At 69.8% G+C, this 15,026-nt stretch carries 14 protein-coding genes; 2 read left to right on the top strand and 12 right to left on the bottom strand.

Annotation, left to right across the window (positions count from 1 at the left end; all coding sequences use genetic code 11):
- Nucleotides 1-79 precede the first annotated feature (79 nt).
- Entirely contained in the window at nt 80-784 is a 705-nt protein-coding gene (locus AC3B5T_RS11760; protein WP_055475192.1) for a hypothetical protein, read from the top strand.
- On the opposite strand, the gene AC3B5T_RS11755 is transcribed toward AC3B5T_RS11760, so the two are convergent.
- From AC3B5T_RS11755 to AC3B5T_RS11715, 9 genes are all read right to left on the bottom strand, one after another.
- Complete coding sequence (locus AC3B5T_RS11755; protein ID WP_010842028.1) at nt 766-1,371, bottom strand: hypothetical protein; 606 nt, start codon at nt 1,369-1,371, stop codon at nt 766-768. The genes AC3B5T_RS11760 and AC3B5T_RS11755 overlap by 19 nt on opposite strands.
- Entirely contained in the window at nt 1,368-1,802 is a 435-nt protein-coding gene (locus AC3B5T_RS11750) for a hypothetical protein (RefSeq protein ID WP_010842029.1), read from the bottom strand. The genes AC3B5T_RS11755 and AC3B5T_RS11750 overlap by 4 nt, the downstream gene beginning before the upstream one ends.
- Entirely contained in the window at nt 1,799-2,653 is an 855-nt protein-coding gene (locus AC3B5T_RS11745; RefSeq protein WP_055475193.1) for a hypothetical protein, read from the bottom strand. Before AC3B5T_RS11745 ends, AC3B5T_RS11750 begins: the two co-directional genes overlap by 4 nt.
- A 48-nt stretch (nt 2,654-2,701) precedes the next feature.
- Nucleotides 2,702-3,679: a porphobilinogen synthase gene (gene hemB / locus AC3B5T_RS11740; RefSeq protein WP_055475194.1), complete on the bottom strand. Its 978-nt coding sequence runs from the start codon at nt 3,677-3,679 to the stop codon at nt 2,702-2,704.
- Nucleotides 3,680-3,791: 112 nt separating this feature from the next.
- Nucleotides 3,792-5,483 (bottom strand): bifunctional uroporphyrinogen-III C-methyltransferase/uroporphyrinogen-III synthase, encoded by a 1,692-nt coding sequence (locus tag AC3B5T_RS11735; protein ID WP_068972462.1) that lies wholly within the window; start codon nt 5,481-5,483, stop codon nt 3,792-3,794.
- Nucleotides 5,484-5,532: 49 nt separating this feature from the next.
- Nucleotides 5,533-6,477, bottom strand: coding sequence for a hydroxymethylbilane synthase (gene hemC / locus AC3B5T_RS11730; RefSeq protein ID WP_068972463.1), 945 nt, complete (start codon nt 6,475-6,477; stop codon nt 5,533-5,535).
- On the bottom strand, nt 6,474-7,853 hold the full coding sequence (locus AC3B5T_RS11725; protein WP_055475197.1) for a glutamyl-tRNA reductase: 1,380 nt from the start codon (nt 7,851-7,853) through the stop codon (nt 6,474-6,476). The genes hemC and AC3B5T_RS11725 overlap by 4 nt, the downstream gene beginning before the upstream one ends.
- Nucleotides 7,850-8,656: a redox-sensing transcriptional repressor Rex gene (locus AC3B5T_RS11720; RefSeq protein ID WP_055475198.1), complete on the bottom strand. Its 807-nt coding sequence runs from the start codon at nt 8,654-8,656 to the stop codon at nt 7,850-7,852. Before AC3B5T_RS11720 ends, AC3B5T_RS11725 begins: the two co-directional genes overlap by 4 nt.
- A 150-nt stretch (nt 8,657-8,806) precedes the next feature.
- Nucleotides 8,807-9,061 (bottom strand): glutaredoxin family protein, encoded by a 255-nt coding sequence (locus AC3B5T_RS11715; protein WP_055475263.1) that lies wholly within the window; start codon nt 9,059-9,061, stop codon nt 8,807-8,809.
- 180 nt (nt 9,062-9,241) lie between these two features.
- Between AC3B5T_RS11715 and AC3B5T_RS11710 the strand changes: the two genes are divergently transcribed.
- Nucleotides 9,242-10,369 (top strand): HAD family hydrolase, encoded by a 1,128-nt coding sequence (locus AC3B5T_RS11710; RefSeq protein ID WP_055475199.1) that lies wholly within the window; start codon nt 9,242-9,244, stop codon nt 10,367-10,369.
- Nucleotides 10,370-10,404: 35 nt separating this feature from the next.
- Here the strand turns inward: AC3B5T_RS11710 and AC3B5T_RS11705 are convergent, their stop codons facing one another.
- The 3 genes from AC3B5T_RS11705 to AC3B5T_RS11695 all read right to left on the bottom strand — a co-directional run bounded on the left by AC3B5T_RS11705 (nt 10,405) and on the right by AC3B5T_RS11695 (nt 14,856).
- Nucleotides 10,405-12,066, bottom strand: coding sequence for an HNH endonuclease signature motif containing protein (locus AC3B5T_RS11705; RefSeq protein ID WP_055475200.1), 1,662 nt, complete (start codon nt 12,064-12,066; stop codon nt 10,405-10,407).
- 378 nt (nt 12,067-12,444) lie between these two features.
- Nucleotides 12,445-13,608 (bottom strand): zinc-binding dehydrogenase, encoded by a 1,164-nt coding sequence (locus tag AC3B5T_RS11700; RefSeq protein WP_488358702.1) that lies wholly within the window; start codon nt 13,606-13,608, stop codon nt 12,445-12,447.
- 75 nt (nt 13,609-13,683) lie between these two features.
- Nucleotides 13,684-14,856 (bottom strand): lysophospholipid acyltransferase family protein, encoded by a 1,173-nt coding sequence (locus AC3B5T_RS11695; RefSeq protein ID WP_193748571.1) that lies wholly within the window; start codon nt 14,854-14,856, stop codon nt 13,684-13,686.
- Nucleotides 14,857-15,026: the final 170 nt, after the last annotated feature.

Here is a 15,026-nt window from a genome sequence, read left to right as displayed (position 1 = left end):
GCGGGCATACTGCCGCCGACGCCGCTGCCGAGGCCCCGCTGCGGCGTGTGCCCGCCTCCCGATCCGGAAGGGGACTCATGTGAGTGCTCTGCCCGACCTCGTCACGACCCCGTTCCGCTGGCTCGCCGCCCTGCGGCACGCCCGGGTGTTCCACCCCGACGGTCTCCTCTGCGGGGGGCGAGCCGCACTGTCCGCCGATCACCCACTGCCCTTCCGCAGCGGTCCGGTGTCGGTACGGGTGTCGAAGGGGATCGGCACGCCCGGCGGACTGCCGGACATCGTCGGAGTGGCCATCCGGTTCCCGGCGGCCGACCCCGGCACGGTGGGCGGCGGGGGCGTCTCGTCGACGACCGATGCCACCGGTACCTGGGATCTCCTGCTCGCCGGCCCGGCCCCGCTGGCCGGCCGGGTACCGCTGCCGCTCCCGACGACGCACTGGGCCACCGCGGTGTCGAGCCTGACGCCCTACCGATACGACGGAGAGCTGTACTGGATCCGGGCCCGCATCCTCGAGCCGTCGGACTCCTCCGGGGTGTCGATCGAGGACCTGGCTGCTCGTCTGCGCCGGAACCAGCCGATCGTCATCGTCCTGGAAGCGGGTGCCCGACGGTTCGTGCCCGTGGTCCGGATCGAACTCGACCACGTCCTCACCGGACTCGACGTCGACTTCGACCCGATCCTGCACCGGCCCGAAGGCGTCGAGTTCGCGCCGTCGTGGCTGGGCGATCTACGACGCCGCGCCTACCGCGACAGCCGGGCGGGCCGTCACTCGGTCACGTCCTGATCCCCGGGGTCCCGGCCCGTGGTCGGGGTGCCCCTGGGCGGCAGACCCAGCCGGACCGCCTCGTGCGCCTGCGTGAGTTCGCTGCGCAACCGTTCGACGTCCCGGGCCCATGCCTGGGCGAGTGTCCCCGAGGTCAGCTTCACGCCGATACCCTTGCGGCGCCTGGGTACTCCGTGCAGCTCGCCGAGCGCGGACGAACTCTCCCAGTCCTCCGGGGTGTGACCGTGGTTGGGCGGGAAGATCTTCTCGATGTCGGCGAGCGGGGTCGTGACGGCGCCCTGCCGGAGGGTGGTCTCGGTGAGTTCGACACTGACATGGCGACGCGCCGCGGACACCTGCACGACCGAGAACCCGAGGAGGAGCACGAAGAAGATCGCCAGCACCGGCCAGTGCACCTGACCGGGTCCGGCGATCTCCAGGGCCAGGACAGCACCGACCAGGATCGGACCGATGACGACGACCCACCAACTGCCCCCGGATTCGGCGAACAAGATCTCCCCCGCCGGTTCCACGGGGTCCGCCACATCGGGTTCCGGGGCGTCGGGTTCCGGGGGTTCGGGCTCGGAGGCGGGCGGATCGGAGGTCACGTGTTCTTCTTGCGGGACCGGCGGGCCGGAGCGTCCGGCTCCTTGCCGGTGTACCAGGTCTCGGCGGGCGGCCGGTAGGCGAGCAACGACCCGAACAGACCGACGATCGCAGCGAGCAGGGGAAATGCGAAGAACTGGATTCCCAGGCTCAGGAACAGCAGCATCGCCACGACGACCAGGGTCAGCGCCGCCAGCGACGAGCGCCACCGCACATCGCCGGTGTAGGCCTTGCTGCCCAGCAGGATGTACGCGACACCCACCACGACGACCATCGCACCCAGCACTCCGGAGGTGACGGTCCCGGTGTCGGCGACCGCGGACACGACGATCACCAGCGCGCCGAGCGCTATCAGCAGCGCGCCCGAGGCCAGCCAGCACCGGTAGGCCCAGACGACGAGTTTCGGACGCAGCGCCGGATCGGGACTTGTCACTGGTTCTTCGGTCCTTCGTTCTGGTTCTCGGACCCCGAGTTCTCGGGGCGCAGGTTCTCGGGGCGCGGCTTCTCGAGATGGACGGGCTCCGAGTGGGGCTTCTCGGGATGAGGGCCGACGCGCTCATCCCGATGTTCGCTGTCACCATACGGCGTGTTCTCGCCGTATGGGTTCGGGTCATACGGACTGCGGCCGGACGGGTTCTGGCCATACGGATTCTGTCCGTAGGGGTTCTGTCCGTACGGGTTCTGGCTGTACGGGTTCTGTCCGTACGGGTTCTGGCCATACGGATTCTGGCCGTACGGATACGGCGGCGTCGGGGGGTGGATCGGTTGTGGCTTGCGCGCCTGCGCCATGGCCCGGCAATACGTCTCGGAGTCGCCGCGCATCAGCAGCACTGTCGCGCCGAGCGCCGCGACGCCGCTGATCACCTGCGGGACCATCGCCCACGCCGGCGACGTGTCGCCACCGAACAGCGAGAAGAGCAAGCTGACCACGACGTAGACACCCATCGCCGACAGCACGATGCGCGCCCAGTTGTAGCCCTTGCGGGTGAACCAGACGACCAAGGCCGTGATCGCGGTGAGGAACAGCGACGTCACGACCAGCACACCGACCACGAACCCCGACGAGGTCATGAAGTCGATCTGCTCGGGCGGGACCCCTTCCTGCGGAGCGGAACTCACCTGATCGCGGATCATGTCGACGAAGGTGCCGGTCTGCGCGAACATCGCCACGATCTGCCCGACGATCACCACCACCCACAGCTCGACGGCGATGGAGACGGAGTCGGGGATCTTCGGTCGCGACGGCGCGCCGGGGTCGGACGCGGGGTCGTACGGTGCGGACATGGGACCAGCCTAGTGAACGGGCAGCACGACGAGCCCTACACGCTCAGGTCAGGACAGGCGCTGCGCCACCTCGGCCGCCCAGTAGGTCAGGACGATCGACGCACCGGCCCGTCGGATGGCGGTCAGCGATTCCAGGATCGCGGCATCGCGATCGATCCACCCGCGTTCGGCGGCGGCGGAGATCATCGAGTACTCGCCGCTGATCTGGTAGGCCGCGACCGGCACGTCACTCATGTCGGCGACGTCGCGCACGATGTCGAGGTAACTCATCGCCGGCTTCACCATCACGATGTCGGCGCCCTCCTCGAGGTCGAGCCGGACCTCGCGCAGCGCCTCGACCCGGTTGGCCGCGTCCTGCTGGTACGTGCGCCGGTCGCCCTGCAGCGACGAGCCGACCGCCTCGCGGAACGGGCCGTAGAACGCCGAGGCGTACTTCGCGGCGTAGGCCAGGATCCCGGTGTCGGTGAAGCCCTCGGCGTCGAGGGCGGCCCGGATCGAGGCGACCTGGCCGTCCATCATCCCGCTCGGCCCGAGGAGATGCGCACCCGCCCGCGCCTGCGCCAGGGACATCGACACGTAGCGCTCGAGGGTCTCGTCGTTGTCGACGCGACCCCGACCGTCGACGACGCCACAGTGCCCGTGATCGGTGAACTCGTCGAGGCACGTGTCGGCCATCAGGACCGTGGCATCCCCGAGATCGTCACCGAGGGTGCGCAGAGCCCGGTTGAGGATTCCGTCGTCGGCATCCGCGCCCGACCCGGTGGCGTCCTTGTCCTCGGCGCGCGGCACCCCGAACAGCATGAGCCCGCCGACACCGGCGTCGACGGCCTCGGCCGCGGCGGTCCGCAGCGAATCCATCGTGTGCTGCACGACGCCCGGCATCGACGAGATCGGTACCGGGTCGTCGATGCCGTCGGCGACGAACATCGGCAGCACCAGATGTCGCGGCTCCAGCGAGGTCTCGGCGACCAGCCGGCGCATGGCCGGGGTGGTCCGCAGTCGTCGGGGCCGGATCACGGGTGGCATGGGTCTCCTTCGTCTCACGGGCCCTTCGAGGCTCGTCGACCTCGACGCGCTCCTTCGTCGCTTGCTCGGCCCGGCGGCTATCGCTCCTCGCACCTCAGGGAGCAGGAGCAGCTCAGGAACGCGAGCGGCGAGACTTCTTGCGCGGGGGCGGAAGTGCGCCCTCGGCCCGAAGTCGGGCGGCGTGCTCGGCGAGCGCGTCGACGAGTTCGAGCACCGATGCGTTCTCCGGCTGCACATCCACCCGGAGGCCGAATTCCGTTGCGGTCTCGGCGGTCTTGGGCCCGATGCACGCGACGATGGTGCGCGCGTGCGGCTTTCCGGCGATGCCCACGAGATTGCGCACGGTCGAGCTGGAGGTGAAGCAGACCGCGTCGAAACCACCGGTCTTGATCATCTCGCGGGTCTCGGCGGGCGGCGGTGCGGCGCGCACGGTGCGGTAAGCGGTGACGTCGTCGATCTCCCAGCCGCGGTCGCGCAGTCCCTCGGACAGTGTCTCGGTCGCGATGTCGGCGCGCGGCAACAGGACTCGGTTCACCGGGTCGAAGACGTCGTCGTAGGGCGGGAAGTCCTCGAGGAGACCGAGCGAGCTCTGCTCACCCGACGGCACGAGTTCGGGGTTGATGCCGAAGGAGCGCACCTTCTCGGCGGTGGCCTCACCGACGCAGGCGATCTTGACGCCGGAGAACGCCCGGGCGTCCAGCCCGAACTCGGCGAACTTCTCCCACACCGCGCGCACCGCGTTGGTGGAGGTGAACACCACCCACTGGTACCGCCCGTCGACAAGACCCTTGACGGCGCGTTCCATCTGCGCGGGGCTCCGCGGCGGCTCGACCGCGATGGTCGGCACCTCCTTGGGCATCGCACCGTGGCTGACGAGGCGTTCGCTCATGTCGCCGGCCTGGTCCTTCGTCCGCGGCACCAGGACGGTCCAGCCGTACAGGGCGCGCGACTCCCACCACGACAGCTTGCCGCGCGCACCCACGACCTTGCCGACCGTGACGATCAGCGGACCGGTGAGCGCGTTGCCCTGCTCGTTGAGCGTCGCGAGCGTGGCCTCGATGGTGCGCTGCGCACAGGTGGTGCCGTTGATGGTGATGGCGGCCGGGGTCTGGGGGGCCATGCCGTGCTCGGTGAGCGCGCTGGCGGTCTCGGCCAGGTGGCCCGATGTCGCGTGCAGCACCAGCGGGCCGGGGGCGGCGGCCAGCGCGGCCCAGTCGACCTCGCCGCGCACGTCGGCCTCGGTGTGGGTGGAACCGAGCGGCATGCCGGCGTAGCTCGGGACCACGGATGCGGCGGGCAGGCCCGGCAGCACCTCGAAGGTGACGGTCGTACGGGCGACGGCGTTGACCTCGGCGAGGACCGAATCGGTGGTCAGCGGATCGCCGGCGACCACGCGCACGACGTCGTCGCCGTTGCGGGCCGCGGCCACGAGGGTCTTGGCGACCTCGGCCGGGTCGCCGAGCGCCGGTCGGACCACCGACTCCTCGTCGGCCTGCCCGGCATCGGCCGCGCCGGCCTCGTCACCGACGGCCTGCGAGTCGTCGGCCGATCCGGCGGGCGTCGACGCGGCGTCGTCAGCGGGTTTCTCGGCCTTCTTGGTGGATCGGCGAGTGTCGGCGGCGGGTTCGTCGCGATGCGCACTGCCGATCAGCGACACCACCGGCGCGGGTACATCGGGGTCGATGTAGGCGGTGGTCGCGTTGGTGATCACGGTGCGTGCCCGCACGGTGAGCAGGTCTGGGTCCCCTGGACCCGACCCCACGAACAGGATCCGTCCGGGATTTGCCTTCTTCGTACGGCTCATGGGTTCGCACTCTCCTGCCCTCTCGGCGAGGGCTGCAGTTCGTTCTCTGCTAGGGAGAGTTGACGAGGTCGCCCGCTCCCAGCTCCAGCAGTTCGGCGGCGAGGTCTTTGCCCAGCTGAACGGCACGATCGACCGGACCCACCGCCGAAGCGCGGATCACGTCCGACCCGTCCTCGGCCGCCACCGCCGCACGCAACGACAGTTCGGCGAAGATGCGCCCGTCCTCGTCGATCGACTCGACCACCTCGGCGATCGCACCGACCGGTGCGGTACATCCGGCTTCGAGAGCCGCGAGTACCGCCCGTTCGGCCTCGATGGCCGCGCGGGTGGACTGGTCGTCCAACTCGGCGAGAATTCTCACCAGTTCGGCATCGTCTGAGCGGCACTCCACAGCGAGTGCACCCTGCGCCGGCGCCGGCAGCATGACCACCGGTTCGAGCGCCTCGGAGACCACGTCGGTCCGTCCGATCCGCACGAGTCCGGCGCGGGCGACCACGACTGCGTCGAGTTCGCCGCTGGCGACTTTGCCCAACCGAGAGTCTAGGTTGCCTCGTAGGGGGCGGATTTCCAAACCGAGACCCAGTGCTCTAAGCTGCGCGGCTCGCCGGGGGGCCGAGGTACCGATCACCGAGCCGGGCGGCAGTTCGCCGAGCACCATTCCGTCGCGTGCGACCAGCGCATCCCGGGGATCGACCCGCGGCGGGACGGCCGCGATCGTGAGGTCACTTTCGGGGGCGGTCGGGAGGTCCTTGTACGAGTGCACCGCGACGTCGACCTCGTTGTTCCGCAGCGCGACGCGGATCGCCGTGGTGAACACCCCGACGCCGATCTCGGCGACGGGGGCCGCCGAGGCGTCACCGGCGGTCTTGATGATGACCAGTTCGGCGGGATGTCCGGCGGCGGTCAGGGCGTCGGCGATGGTCTGCGACTGGGTCCGGGCCAGCAGCGAGCCCCGCGTACCGATCCGGATCGGCGCGGTGGAGGGTTCGCTCATCGGTCACCCAGATCGCCGGCCGCGTCGCCCGAAGGCAGGCCACCGAGATGGTCGGGAGCCGAAACCGCCTCGGCAGCACCGGGTTTGAGTTCGAACAGCTCGCGCAGCGCCTCGGCGTAGTGATCCCCGTTGGGGGTCGAGGCGAGCTGCTTGACGCGCACGGTCGGTGCGTGCAGCAGCTTGTCGACGACGCGGCGGACGGTCTTGGCGACCTCGTCGCGCTGCGCGCCCTCAAGGTCGGGCAGGCGGGTCTCGAGGCGCAGGATCTCGGCCTCGACGACGTCGGCCGCGCGCTGGCGCAGGGCCGCGACGGTCGGGGTGACCTCCGCCTGACGCTGGTGCGTGAGGTAGTCGGCGAGCTCGGCGGCGACGATCGATCTGGCGGCGAGGGTGTCGTTCTCGGCGGCCTGGGTCTCGGAGTCGCCGCGCAGTCCCTCGATGTCGACGATGTGCACGCCGGGCAGGCGGGCCGCGGCGGGGTCGACGTTACGCGGGAGCCCGAGGTCGCAGATGACGAGCGGAGCTGCGTCCCCGGTACGGGCCGCGAGTGCCGAGTGCACCGACCCGACGCCGACGACCGCGCCGATCGCGCCCGTGCACGTGACGACGACGTCGGCGGTGGCCATCGCGGCCGGCAGGTCGTCGAGCCCGACGCCGCGGACGCTGATGCCGTGGTTGGCGGCGATGTTGCCCGCGAGGTGGTCGGCCTTGTCGACGGTCCGGTTGACGACGACCATCTCGGTCACGCCCTCACGGGCCAGCTGAGCGGTCGCCAGACCGCCCATGGCGCCGGCACCGACGACCACCGCGCGGCGCAGGCGGTGCGCGCCCGTCGCGGGATCGGTGAGCAGCGACTTGGCACGGTGCAGCGCGACGGAGACCACGGAGGCACCCGCGCGGTCGATCCCGGTCTCGGTGTGCACGCGCTTGCCGACCCGCAGCGCCTGCTGCGCCAGCTCGTGCAGCACTCGTCCGGCGGAGTCGTTGGCGTCGGCGCTGAGGTAGGCGTTGCGGATCTGACCGAGGATCTGCTGCTCGCCGACGACGAGCGAGTCGAGGCCCGCCGCGACGGTGAACAGATGCTCGACGGCGGCCTCGGAGTAACGAACGTAGGCGTGGCGGGTCATCTCGTTGACGGTCATGCCGGAGTGGTCGCCGAGGACCGAGCCGACGGCCTCGAGTGCCGGGTGGAAGGCGTCGACGACGGCATAGATCTCCACGCGGTTGCACGTGGACACGAGCATGGCTTCGGAGATCGCCCGCGAGGAGAGCAGTTCGTCGATCAGTTTGGGGCGGTCGTGGTCGGAGACCGCCAACCGCTCGAGCACCTCGACGGGAGCACTGCGGTGCGATACCCCGAACAACAGAACACTCACGCTGTCACCGTTTCTTCACCCATCACATTTCCCTGGTGTCCGGCACTTCCCCGGTGCCCCCGCGTCGGCTTCGCCTCGCGCGCCTCCTTGACGTCGTCGCGCGGCCCGCGAGAGGCCTGGAAAGCCAACACCTGTAGTTCCAAGGCTAGATCAACTTGTCTGACGACAACATCCGACTCCGCCGGAAGCGACACGGGCGTGACGTTGAGCACCTGCCGGACACCCGCGGCCACGAAGGCGTCGAAGACGCGTCGGGCGTCGTCGTCGGCGGTGGCGATCACCGCGATCTCGACGGCCGGGACCACCTGTGCGCAGACGGCGGCGATGTCGGTCAGCGGGGCGACCCGCGGGCCGCCCGGCTCGAGAACCGCGCCGGTCAGGGCCGGATCGGCGTCGAACATCGCGGCGACCCGGAAGCCGCGTCCGAAGCCGGCGTGCGACAGCAGCGCACGGCCGAGCGAGCCGGCGCCCGCGAGCGCGACGGTGTGGATGCTGTCGGTGTGCAGCGTCATCGAGATCCGGGCGGTCAGCCTGCCCACGTCGTATCCGACGCCGCGCACGCCGTTGGCGCCGACGTAGGAGAGGTCCTTGCGCAGGATGGCCGGGTTGACCCCGGCTGCCGTCGCGAGCTCGCCGCTCGACGCCAGCAGGATGCCCCGACGACTGAACGAGCGCAGTACGTGCAGGTAGGTGGCCAACCGGGCGACCGTGGGACCGGGGATGTCGGTGGCGGGGCCGTCGACCGGAGGGACGGCGGACGCAGGAGGGTCGGCGTCGGCCGACTTCGCACTCTCCGCGCCCACTCGCACTCCCACACATCTGCCGGCGTCACCAGACACCGGGACCCGACTCTTCCCGACCAAGGGAGGATATAACTTCCCTGTGAATCTGTTCACACGGCCCCTCGGGGTCGGCCGAGCTGTGTTAGGCGTCTCGTCGAACGTGGGCGCCGATCACCGCCGCGCCGCGAGATCGTCCCGCAGACGCGGTTCGTCGACTTCCCAGTAGCTGTGCTCGTCACCGTCGAGGAGGACCACCGGGAGCCGGTCGCCGAACTCGGCGCGCACGTCCGGCCGACCCCCTTCGGCCGCCTCGTCGACGTCGACCTCGGTGAACTCCACGCCCATGTCGGCGCAGATCCGGGTCAGTTCGGAGCGGGCCGCCGCGCACGCCGCGCACCCCGCACGGGTCAACAGTTCCACCGTCATGCCGACCATCCTCCCAGCGCAGCGCCCGCGGGATCAGCCGGGTGACCCTCCCCCGCCGACGGTGTGCGGTCCGTCACCGGGCGTGGGGATCGAACGCCGGAGACCAGTCGCCCGGTTCCCAGGCGCACCACTAGGCTGTACCCGGCAAGCAGTGCTGGCGCTACGCGTGGGAGGTGGGCAGTGGGCGAGACCCCGGGCCCGGAAGACCGGCAGGACGACGAGACGCCTGACGACGCCGCACTTCTCCCGCCGAATCCGATGCAGGGCGACGGCCCGACGGGCGACGACTGGGAGGCCCACGCCGCGAGCGTGGAGTTCACCGACGACTTCGACGAGGACGCCGAACTCCACGAACTCGTCGACGACGAGACCAACCGGGTCACCACCTGGATCTCCCAGCGAGCGACCGCCGCGACCGGCCGCTTCCGGCAGACCGCGCACGAACTCCGCCAGACGCTGGCCGGTGAGGCGAGCGCGAAGGCCGCCGTCGACTCGCTGCGTTCGCGCCCGACGGCCGAGATCCCGGGCGAACCCCGCCGCGACCTCACCGCCGCCGCCTTCTTCGACGTCGACAACACCCTGGTCCAGGGCGCGTCGATCGTGCACTTCGCTCGCGGTCTCGCCGCGCGGAAGTACTTCACCTACGGCGACATCATGGATTTCGCGTGGACGCAGGCGAAGTTCCGGATCACCGGCAAGGAGAATGCGCGCGACGTCGCGGAGGGCCGGGAGAAGGCGTTGTCGTTCATCGCGGGCAAGCCGACCGCCGAACTCGTCGAACTCGGCGAGGAGATCTTCGACGACTACATCGCCGACAAGATCTGGCCGGGCACCCGGGCCCTGGCCCAGCGTCACCTCGACGCCGGGCAGCAGGTGTGGCTCGTGACCGCGACACCGGTCGAACTCGCACAGACGATCGCCGACCGACTGGGCCTCACCGGCGCGCTGGGCACCGTCGCCGAGAGCGTCGACGGGGTCTTCACCGGACGGCTCGTCGGTGACATCCTGCACGGGCCCGGTAAGGCCCATGCCGTGCGCGCACTCGCGATCCGGGAGGGGCTCAACCTCAAACGGTGTACGGCGTACTCGGACTCGCACAACGACGTGCCGATGCTGTCACTGGTCGGCCGCGCGGTGGCGATCAACCCCGACACCGACCTGCGCGACGTCGCCAAGGTCCGCGGGTGGGAGATGTACGACTTCCGCACGGCGCGAAAGGCCGCCAAGTACGGGGCCGGGACCGCGATCGTGCTCGGTGCCGCGGGCGGAGGCGCCGCGGCGGCCGCCCGGTTCCTCCGGCAGCGCTGACCTTTCCTCCACGCTGCCGGCCCCGGCTCCCCGGATCAGAAGGGCGGTGGGTCGAGGCGGTCGAGTTCTTCGCGGGCTCGTTTGTTGCGGGCGCGTTCGTGTCGCCGGCGGGCCAGTTTGGCGTCCAGTCGGCTGGGGGCGCGCTCCCGGTTGTCGGCGGAGGCGATGACGTGTGGTGTGGGTGGGGCTTGGGCGGCCTGTTCGAACCGGATTCGCCGAAGGTTGGGGAAGGTGTCCTCGAGGGTTTCGGCATCCCCGGGCAGGGTGACCCCTTCGGGGGTCTCGTACTCGGTGACCAGGCGGTCGTCTTCGTCGCGGTATTGCACGTCGACCCAGTCACCGTGGGTTTTGAGGAGGTGACTGGGGCGGCATTTGGCGTTGAGGTTCTCACTCGACGTCGCCCCACCCCGGGCGGGGTCGGTGTGGTCGTATTCGGTGACGTGGTCGAGATCGCATGCGAATGCCGAACGGGTGCAGCCGGGTTCGGTGCAATACCCGTCCCGGACCCGCACGAAATCAGCGCACGACGCGGTCGGCCGGTACCCGTTGCCAGGATGGGTTGCCGGGTAAACCACTGCTACCGATGCGGTGGTGTCGCCGGGCTCACCGTCCGATCGAGTTGTGGCGCCACCGTTGTCGTCGTCGGCTCGTGTGTCTTCGGCTGGTGTCGGGTGTTGGGCGGTCCGCCGGTGATCGTCGTCGTTGGTGGCGACGTAGGTGGGTTGGGTGCGGGCCGGGGTGACCGGGGACAGCGTGGCGTCCGGGCGGGCGGCGAGGTCACGCACATGCTCGTCGCTGATGATGCCGTGCTCGTCGAGGAACCCCACCCCCGGCGCCCCCGCGAGGGTGGCGGCGTCGGTGACCACATGGATCACTATCTCGGCGCGCACCGCCTCGAGGACACTCTGCGGGTCGGGAATGTCGGCAGTGCAGGGCTCGTCGTCGGCGCACTGGCACTCGAATGCCGTGCGGGTCAACAGCGCGAACATCGCATCGGACTGGCGGTGCCCGCGCTTGCGCCCGTCTCGTTTGCATACCGCATCAGCGAGGACGCTGACAGCTTTGGCTGAGATCCGCACGTTCTCTGCCGACATGACGGCGGTGAGTTCGGCGGTGCCGTCGGGCAGTTCGTGGGTCCACACCCCACGTTGGTCCATCGCGTCTTTGCGGCGTTGGCGTACCGCATCCGGATCGTGGCGGAACACGAGGCGGTCGACCATGTCCCGCAACCGCGCCCGATCCCACACACCGCTGCGGCGGCGCAGAGTATCGGCGATCTCGGCGTCGAGGGCGGGGATGACGGGGTCGTCGGCGGGGATCAGCTCGGTGCGGGAGAGGATCAGCCGGATCTGCCACTGCGACAGGACCCCGTCACGCAAGGTGTCGGCGGTGTCGGGGAGCCGGTCACGCAGGGCGATTGCCTCGTCGATCAAGATTTCGGCCTGCCGTCGTGACACCGCGGCTTGGCGGGCGATCCGGGCGGCGCAGTCGGCGTGGCCGTCCATCACGAAGCCTGAGGCGCTGGTGGTGACGAGCCGGTCGGTCATCGCCGCGATCGTCTGATATCGATGCCAGGCGAGATAGGACTCTCCGCGTCGGGTGGCGTCGAGGCCGGCCATCAACATGACCATGTCGGTCTCGGCCGCGCGGGCAGGATCGACCCCGGCGACGAACTCGCCCGGTAGATCGGTCCACACCCTCACAACGCCCCCGACGCCTGTTTCGCCACCCGCCCCGAGTTGGGTGATGTGTTTCGACCAATGTAAACCCGACCACCGACAAACCCTGATCGGTCTCAGCTGATGACATCGTCGTAGACGAAACGGGTTCTGGGCGTTGCGGTATCCCAGCCGTGTTCGACGATGGCTGAGTTCCTCGGGTCATCAGGTGGTTTCGACACGGCGCCTCGCTCCGCTCGGGGCCGGCTCAACCAGCGGAGGGGGTGCTGGCTCAACCAGCGGAGGGGGTGCTGGCTCAACCAGCGGTCAGGGGCCGCCCAGTCGACGGGATTCGACGCACGGTCAACAATCTATTGCGACAACCGGATTCGGCCACCGCACCGTGTCGCCCCGGTCCTACAGCGTCGCCACCTCGCTCATGGGATCGATGAGGACCTTCGCGTGGTGTTCGGCGCCACCGAGGGCGTCGAACGCCGCCCCGACACCGTCGAGACCGACCGTCGCGGTGATCAGCGGTGCGACGTCGACCTTGCCGTCCGCGATCATGTGCAGGGTGTCGTGGAACTCGGCGGGATCGTAGGCGAACACGAAGCGCAGTTCGTGCTCCTTGTTCAGCGCCATGGCCGGCCGGAACGTGTCGGGTTCCATGCACACCCCGACCACGACGACGCGTGACCGGAAGGGCGCCTCGGTCACCACGTACTCGATCATCCCCGGGGTGCCCACGCACTCGAAGACGACCGGACCCTTCGGCGTCGCCCCCAGACGGTCGGCAATCCGGAACAGAGATGACCACGGCGCCAACGGAATCCGGCGAAGGGTTCGCATCGCGTCGAAGGCCGCGCCGAGCAGGTCCTGGGCCCGGGTGATGTACTGACCGGCCTCGGCGCACCGCTCGAAGGGTGAGGTCACCGCCGGGTCGACGACGATGTCGGCACCCACCCGGTGCGCGAGCGCGCGACGGCCGGCCGACGGGTCGCTCGCGATGACCGTCCGGACCCCGTCCGCCTTCAGCATGGCGACCACCGCGAGCCCGATCGGCCCACATCCGATCACGACCGCGACGTCGCGACGCCCGACCTCCCCTCGCCGGACCGCGTGGTGGGCGACAGCCATCGGTTCGGTGAGGGCGGCATGCTCGGCCGACAGACCGTCCGGGACCTCGAAGGTCATGTCCTCCGACACCAGCACGAACTGGGCGTACCCGCCGGGTGCGGACTCCGACAGACCGGTCAGATGCGCCTGGGAGCCATGTCGGATCATCGGCACGGCCACCACGGGCGTGCCGGGCACCCACCGCTTACGGCATCCGGGCCCATAGGAGACCACCTCGCCGGCGAACTCGTGTCCCATGACCACCGACTGCCCGGACCGCATGAACGCGTCGTAGCCGACCTCCGCGGACACCTCCGCCGAGGCGTCACAGTGGACGCGGGCATGCAGATCCGATCCGCAGATCCCGGCGCGCAGCACCCGCAACAACACCTGCCCGTCACCGGGCTCGGGGGTGGGGATCTCCTGGACCGTCAGCTCGCCGTTCCGGCACACCACTGCACGCATGCATCATGGGTATCAGCTGACGGGCCGGTGCGGGCGCCGAACGCGTGCCGTCCGGTGCCCCGAGGGCGACCGGCGTCAGCCGAAGTAGACACTCCCGCGCCGGCTGAGCATCCGGAACAGGGTCTGCTGGATCTCTTCACGCACGTGGTCGGTGAGGTCGAAGACCACCATCGGGTCGTCGGCGGACGCCTCGTCGTAGGACCCGGTCTCGATGGGCCGGCCGAAGTGGATGTGCCACTTCGACGGCAACGGCACCATGCCCAACGGGCCGAGCCATGGGAACAGCGGTGTGACCGGGAAGTACGGCAGGCCGAGGATCTTGGCGAGCGGCTTGAGGTCGGCGAGCATCGGGTAGATCTCCTCGGAACCGACGATCGACACCGGGATGATCGGCGCGGCGTTGCGCAGCGCGGTGGTCACGAACCCGCCGCGGCCGAACCGCTGGAGCTTGTAGCGGTCCTTGTACAGCTTGCCGATGCCCTTGTAGCCCTCGGGCCAGACCGCGGTCAGCTCGCCGGCACGCAGAAGCCGGTCGGCGTCGGAGTTGCACGCCAGCGTCGCCCCGATCCGCCGGGCCACCTCGCTGATGCCCGGCGTGTCGAAGGCCATGTCGGCGGCCAGCACGCGCAGATACCGGCCCTCGGGGTGGTTGTCGCGCACGGCCAGCGAGGTGATGACCGCGTCGACGGGGATGGTGCCCGCGTGGTTGGCGACCAGGAGTGCCCCGCCCTCGCGCGGCAGGTTCTCGATACCGGTGACCTCGACGCGGAACCACTTCTCGTAGACCTGCCGGATGGCCGGGAACCACACCGACTCGGTGAAGTGGGGGTCGAAGCCGAACTCGTCGACCTCGTACTCCCCCGCCATCCGTTCGCGGATGAACCCGGCGGTCGAGGTGAGGGTGTCGGCGACCGCGCCACGCAGTCCGCCCAGGCTGAACAGCGGACTCGACCTCGTCGGGCCGCGGTGTTCGACACCCAGTGCCTCGTCGGGCAGCGTGATCTCGTCGCTGATCGGGGTGACCTGCGCCGGCGCTCGTCCGAACCCATCGGTGTTGGGATGACCGAGCATCGACTCACGTTGCGCTGCTGCGGTTTTCGACAGTTCGTGACCGACCTGCTGACTCGGGTGGCGTCGGCGACCGGAATCCCGGACACCACGGGCGTCGGGGCCCGACGGCGACGTGTAGAGCTGAATGACTTTCGCGGTACGTGCATCTGTCGCTCCGCCACGTGCCAAAATGCTCACCCCTAGTTGTTTCCTGGGTACGGGATCCGGGCCGGGCCGGGGCCCGGATCTACGTCGATGTCGGCGCTCGAGCCGCCGCGGAGAACGATTCGCCGCACGCGTGCGCCGGATGCGATGTGGGTCTGACGTCCAAGTCTAGAGGTTGCACTCACGTTGCGCATGCTCACGTC

The sequence above is a fragment of the Gordonia sp. G4 genome (assembly GCF_057770005.1).
Note: the sequence above shows the minus strand (reverse complement) of the source record. Positions and strands in the feature narration are given on the sequence as shown.

Coding starts and splice junctions, on each gene's coding strand:
- AC3B5T_RS11745 (WP_055475193.1), bottom strand. CDS start 2,653: ATGTCCGCACCGTACGACCCCGCGTCCGACCCCGGCGCGCCGTCGCGA.
- hemB (WP_055475194.1), bottom strand. CDS start 3,679: ATGCCACCCGTGATCCGGCCCCGACGACTGCGGACCACCCCGGCCATG.
- AC3B5T_RS11735 (WP_068972462.1), bottom strand. CDS start 5,483: ATGAGCCGTACGAAGAAGGCAAATCCCGGACGGATCCTGTTCGTGGGG.
- hemC (WP_068972463.1), bottom strand. CDS start 6,477: ATGAGCGAACCCTCCACCGCGCCGATCCGGATCGGTACGCGGGGCTCG.
- AC3B5T_RS11715 (WP_055475263.1), bottom strand. CDS start 9,061: ATGACGGTGGAACTGTTGACCCGTGCGGGGTGCGCGGCGTGCGCGGCG.
- AC3B5T_RS11700 (WP_488358702.1), bottom strand. CDS start 13,608: ATGCGTGCAGTGGTGTGCCGGAACGGCGAGCTGACGGTCCAGGAGATC.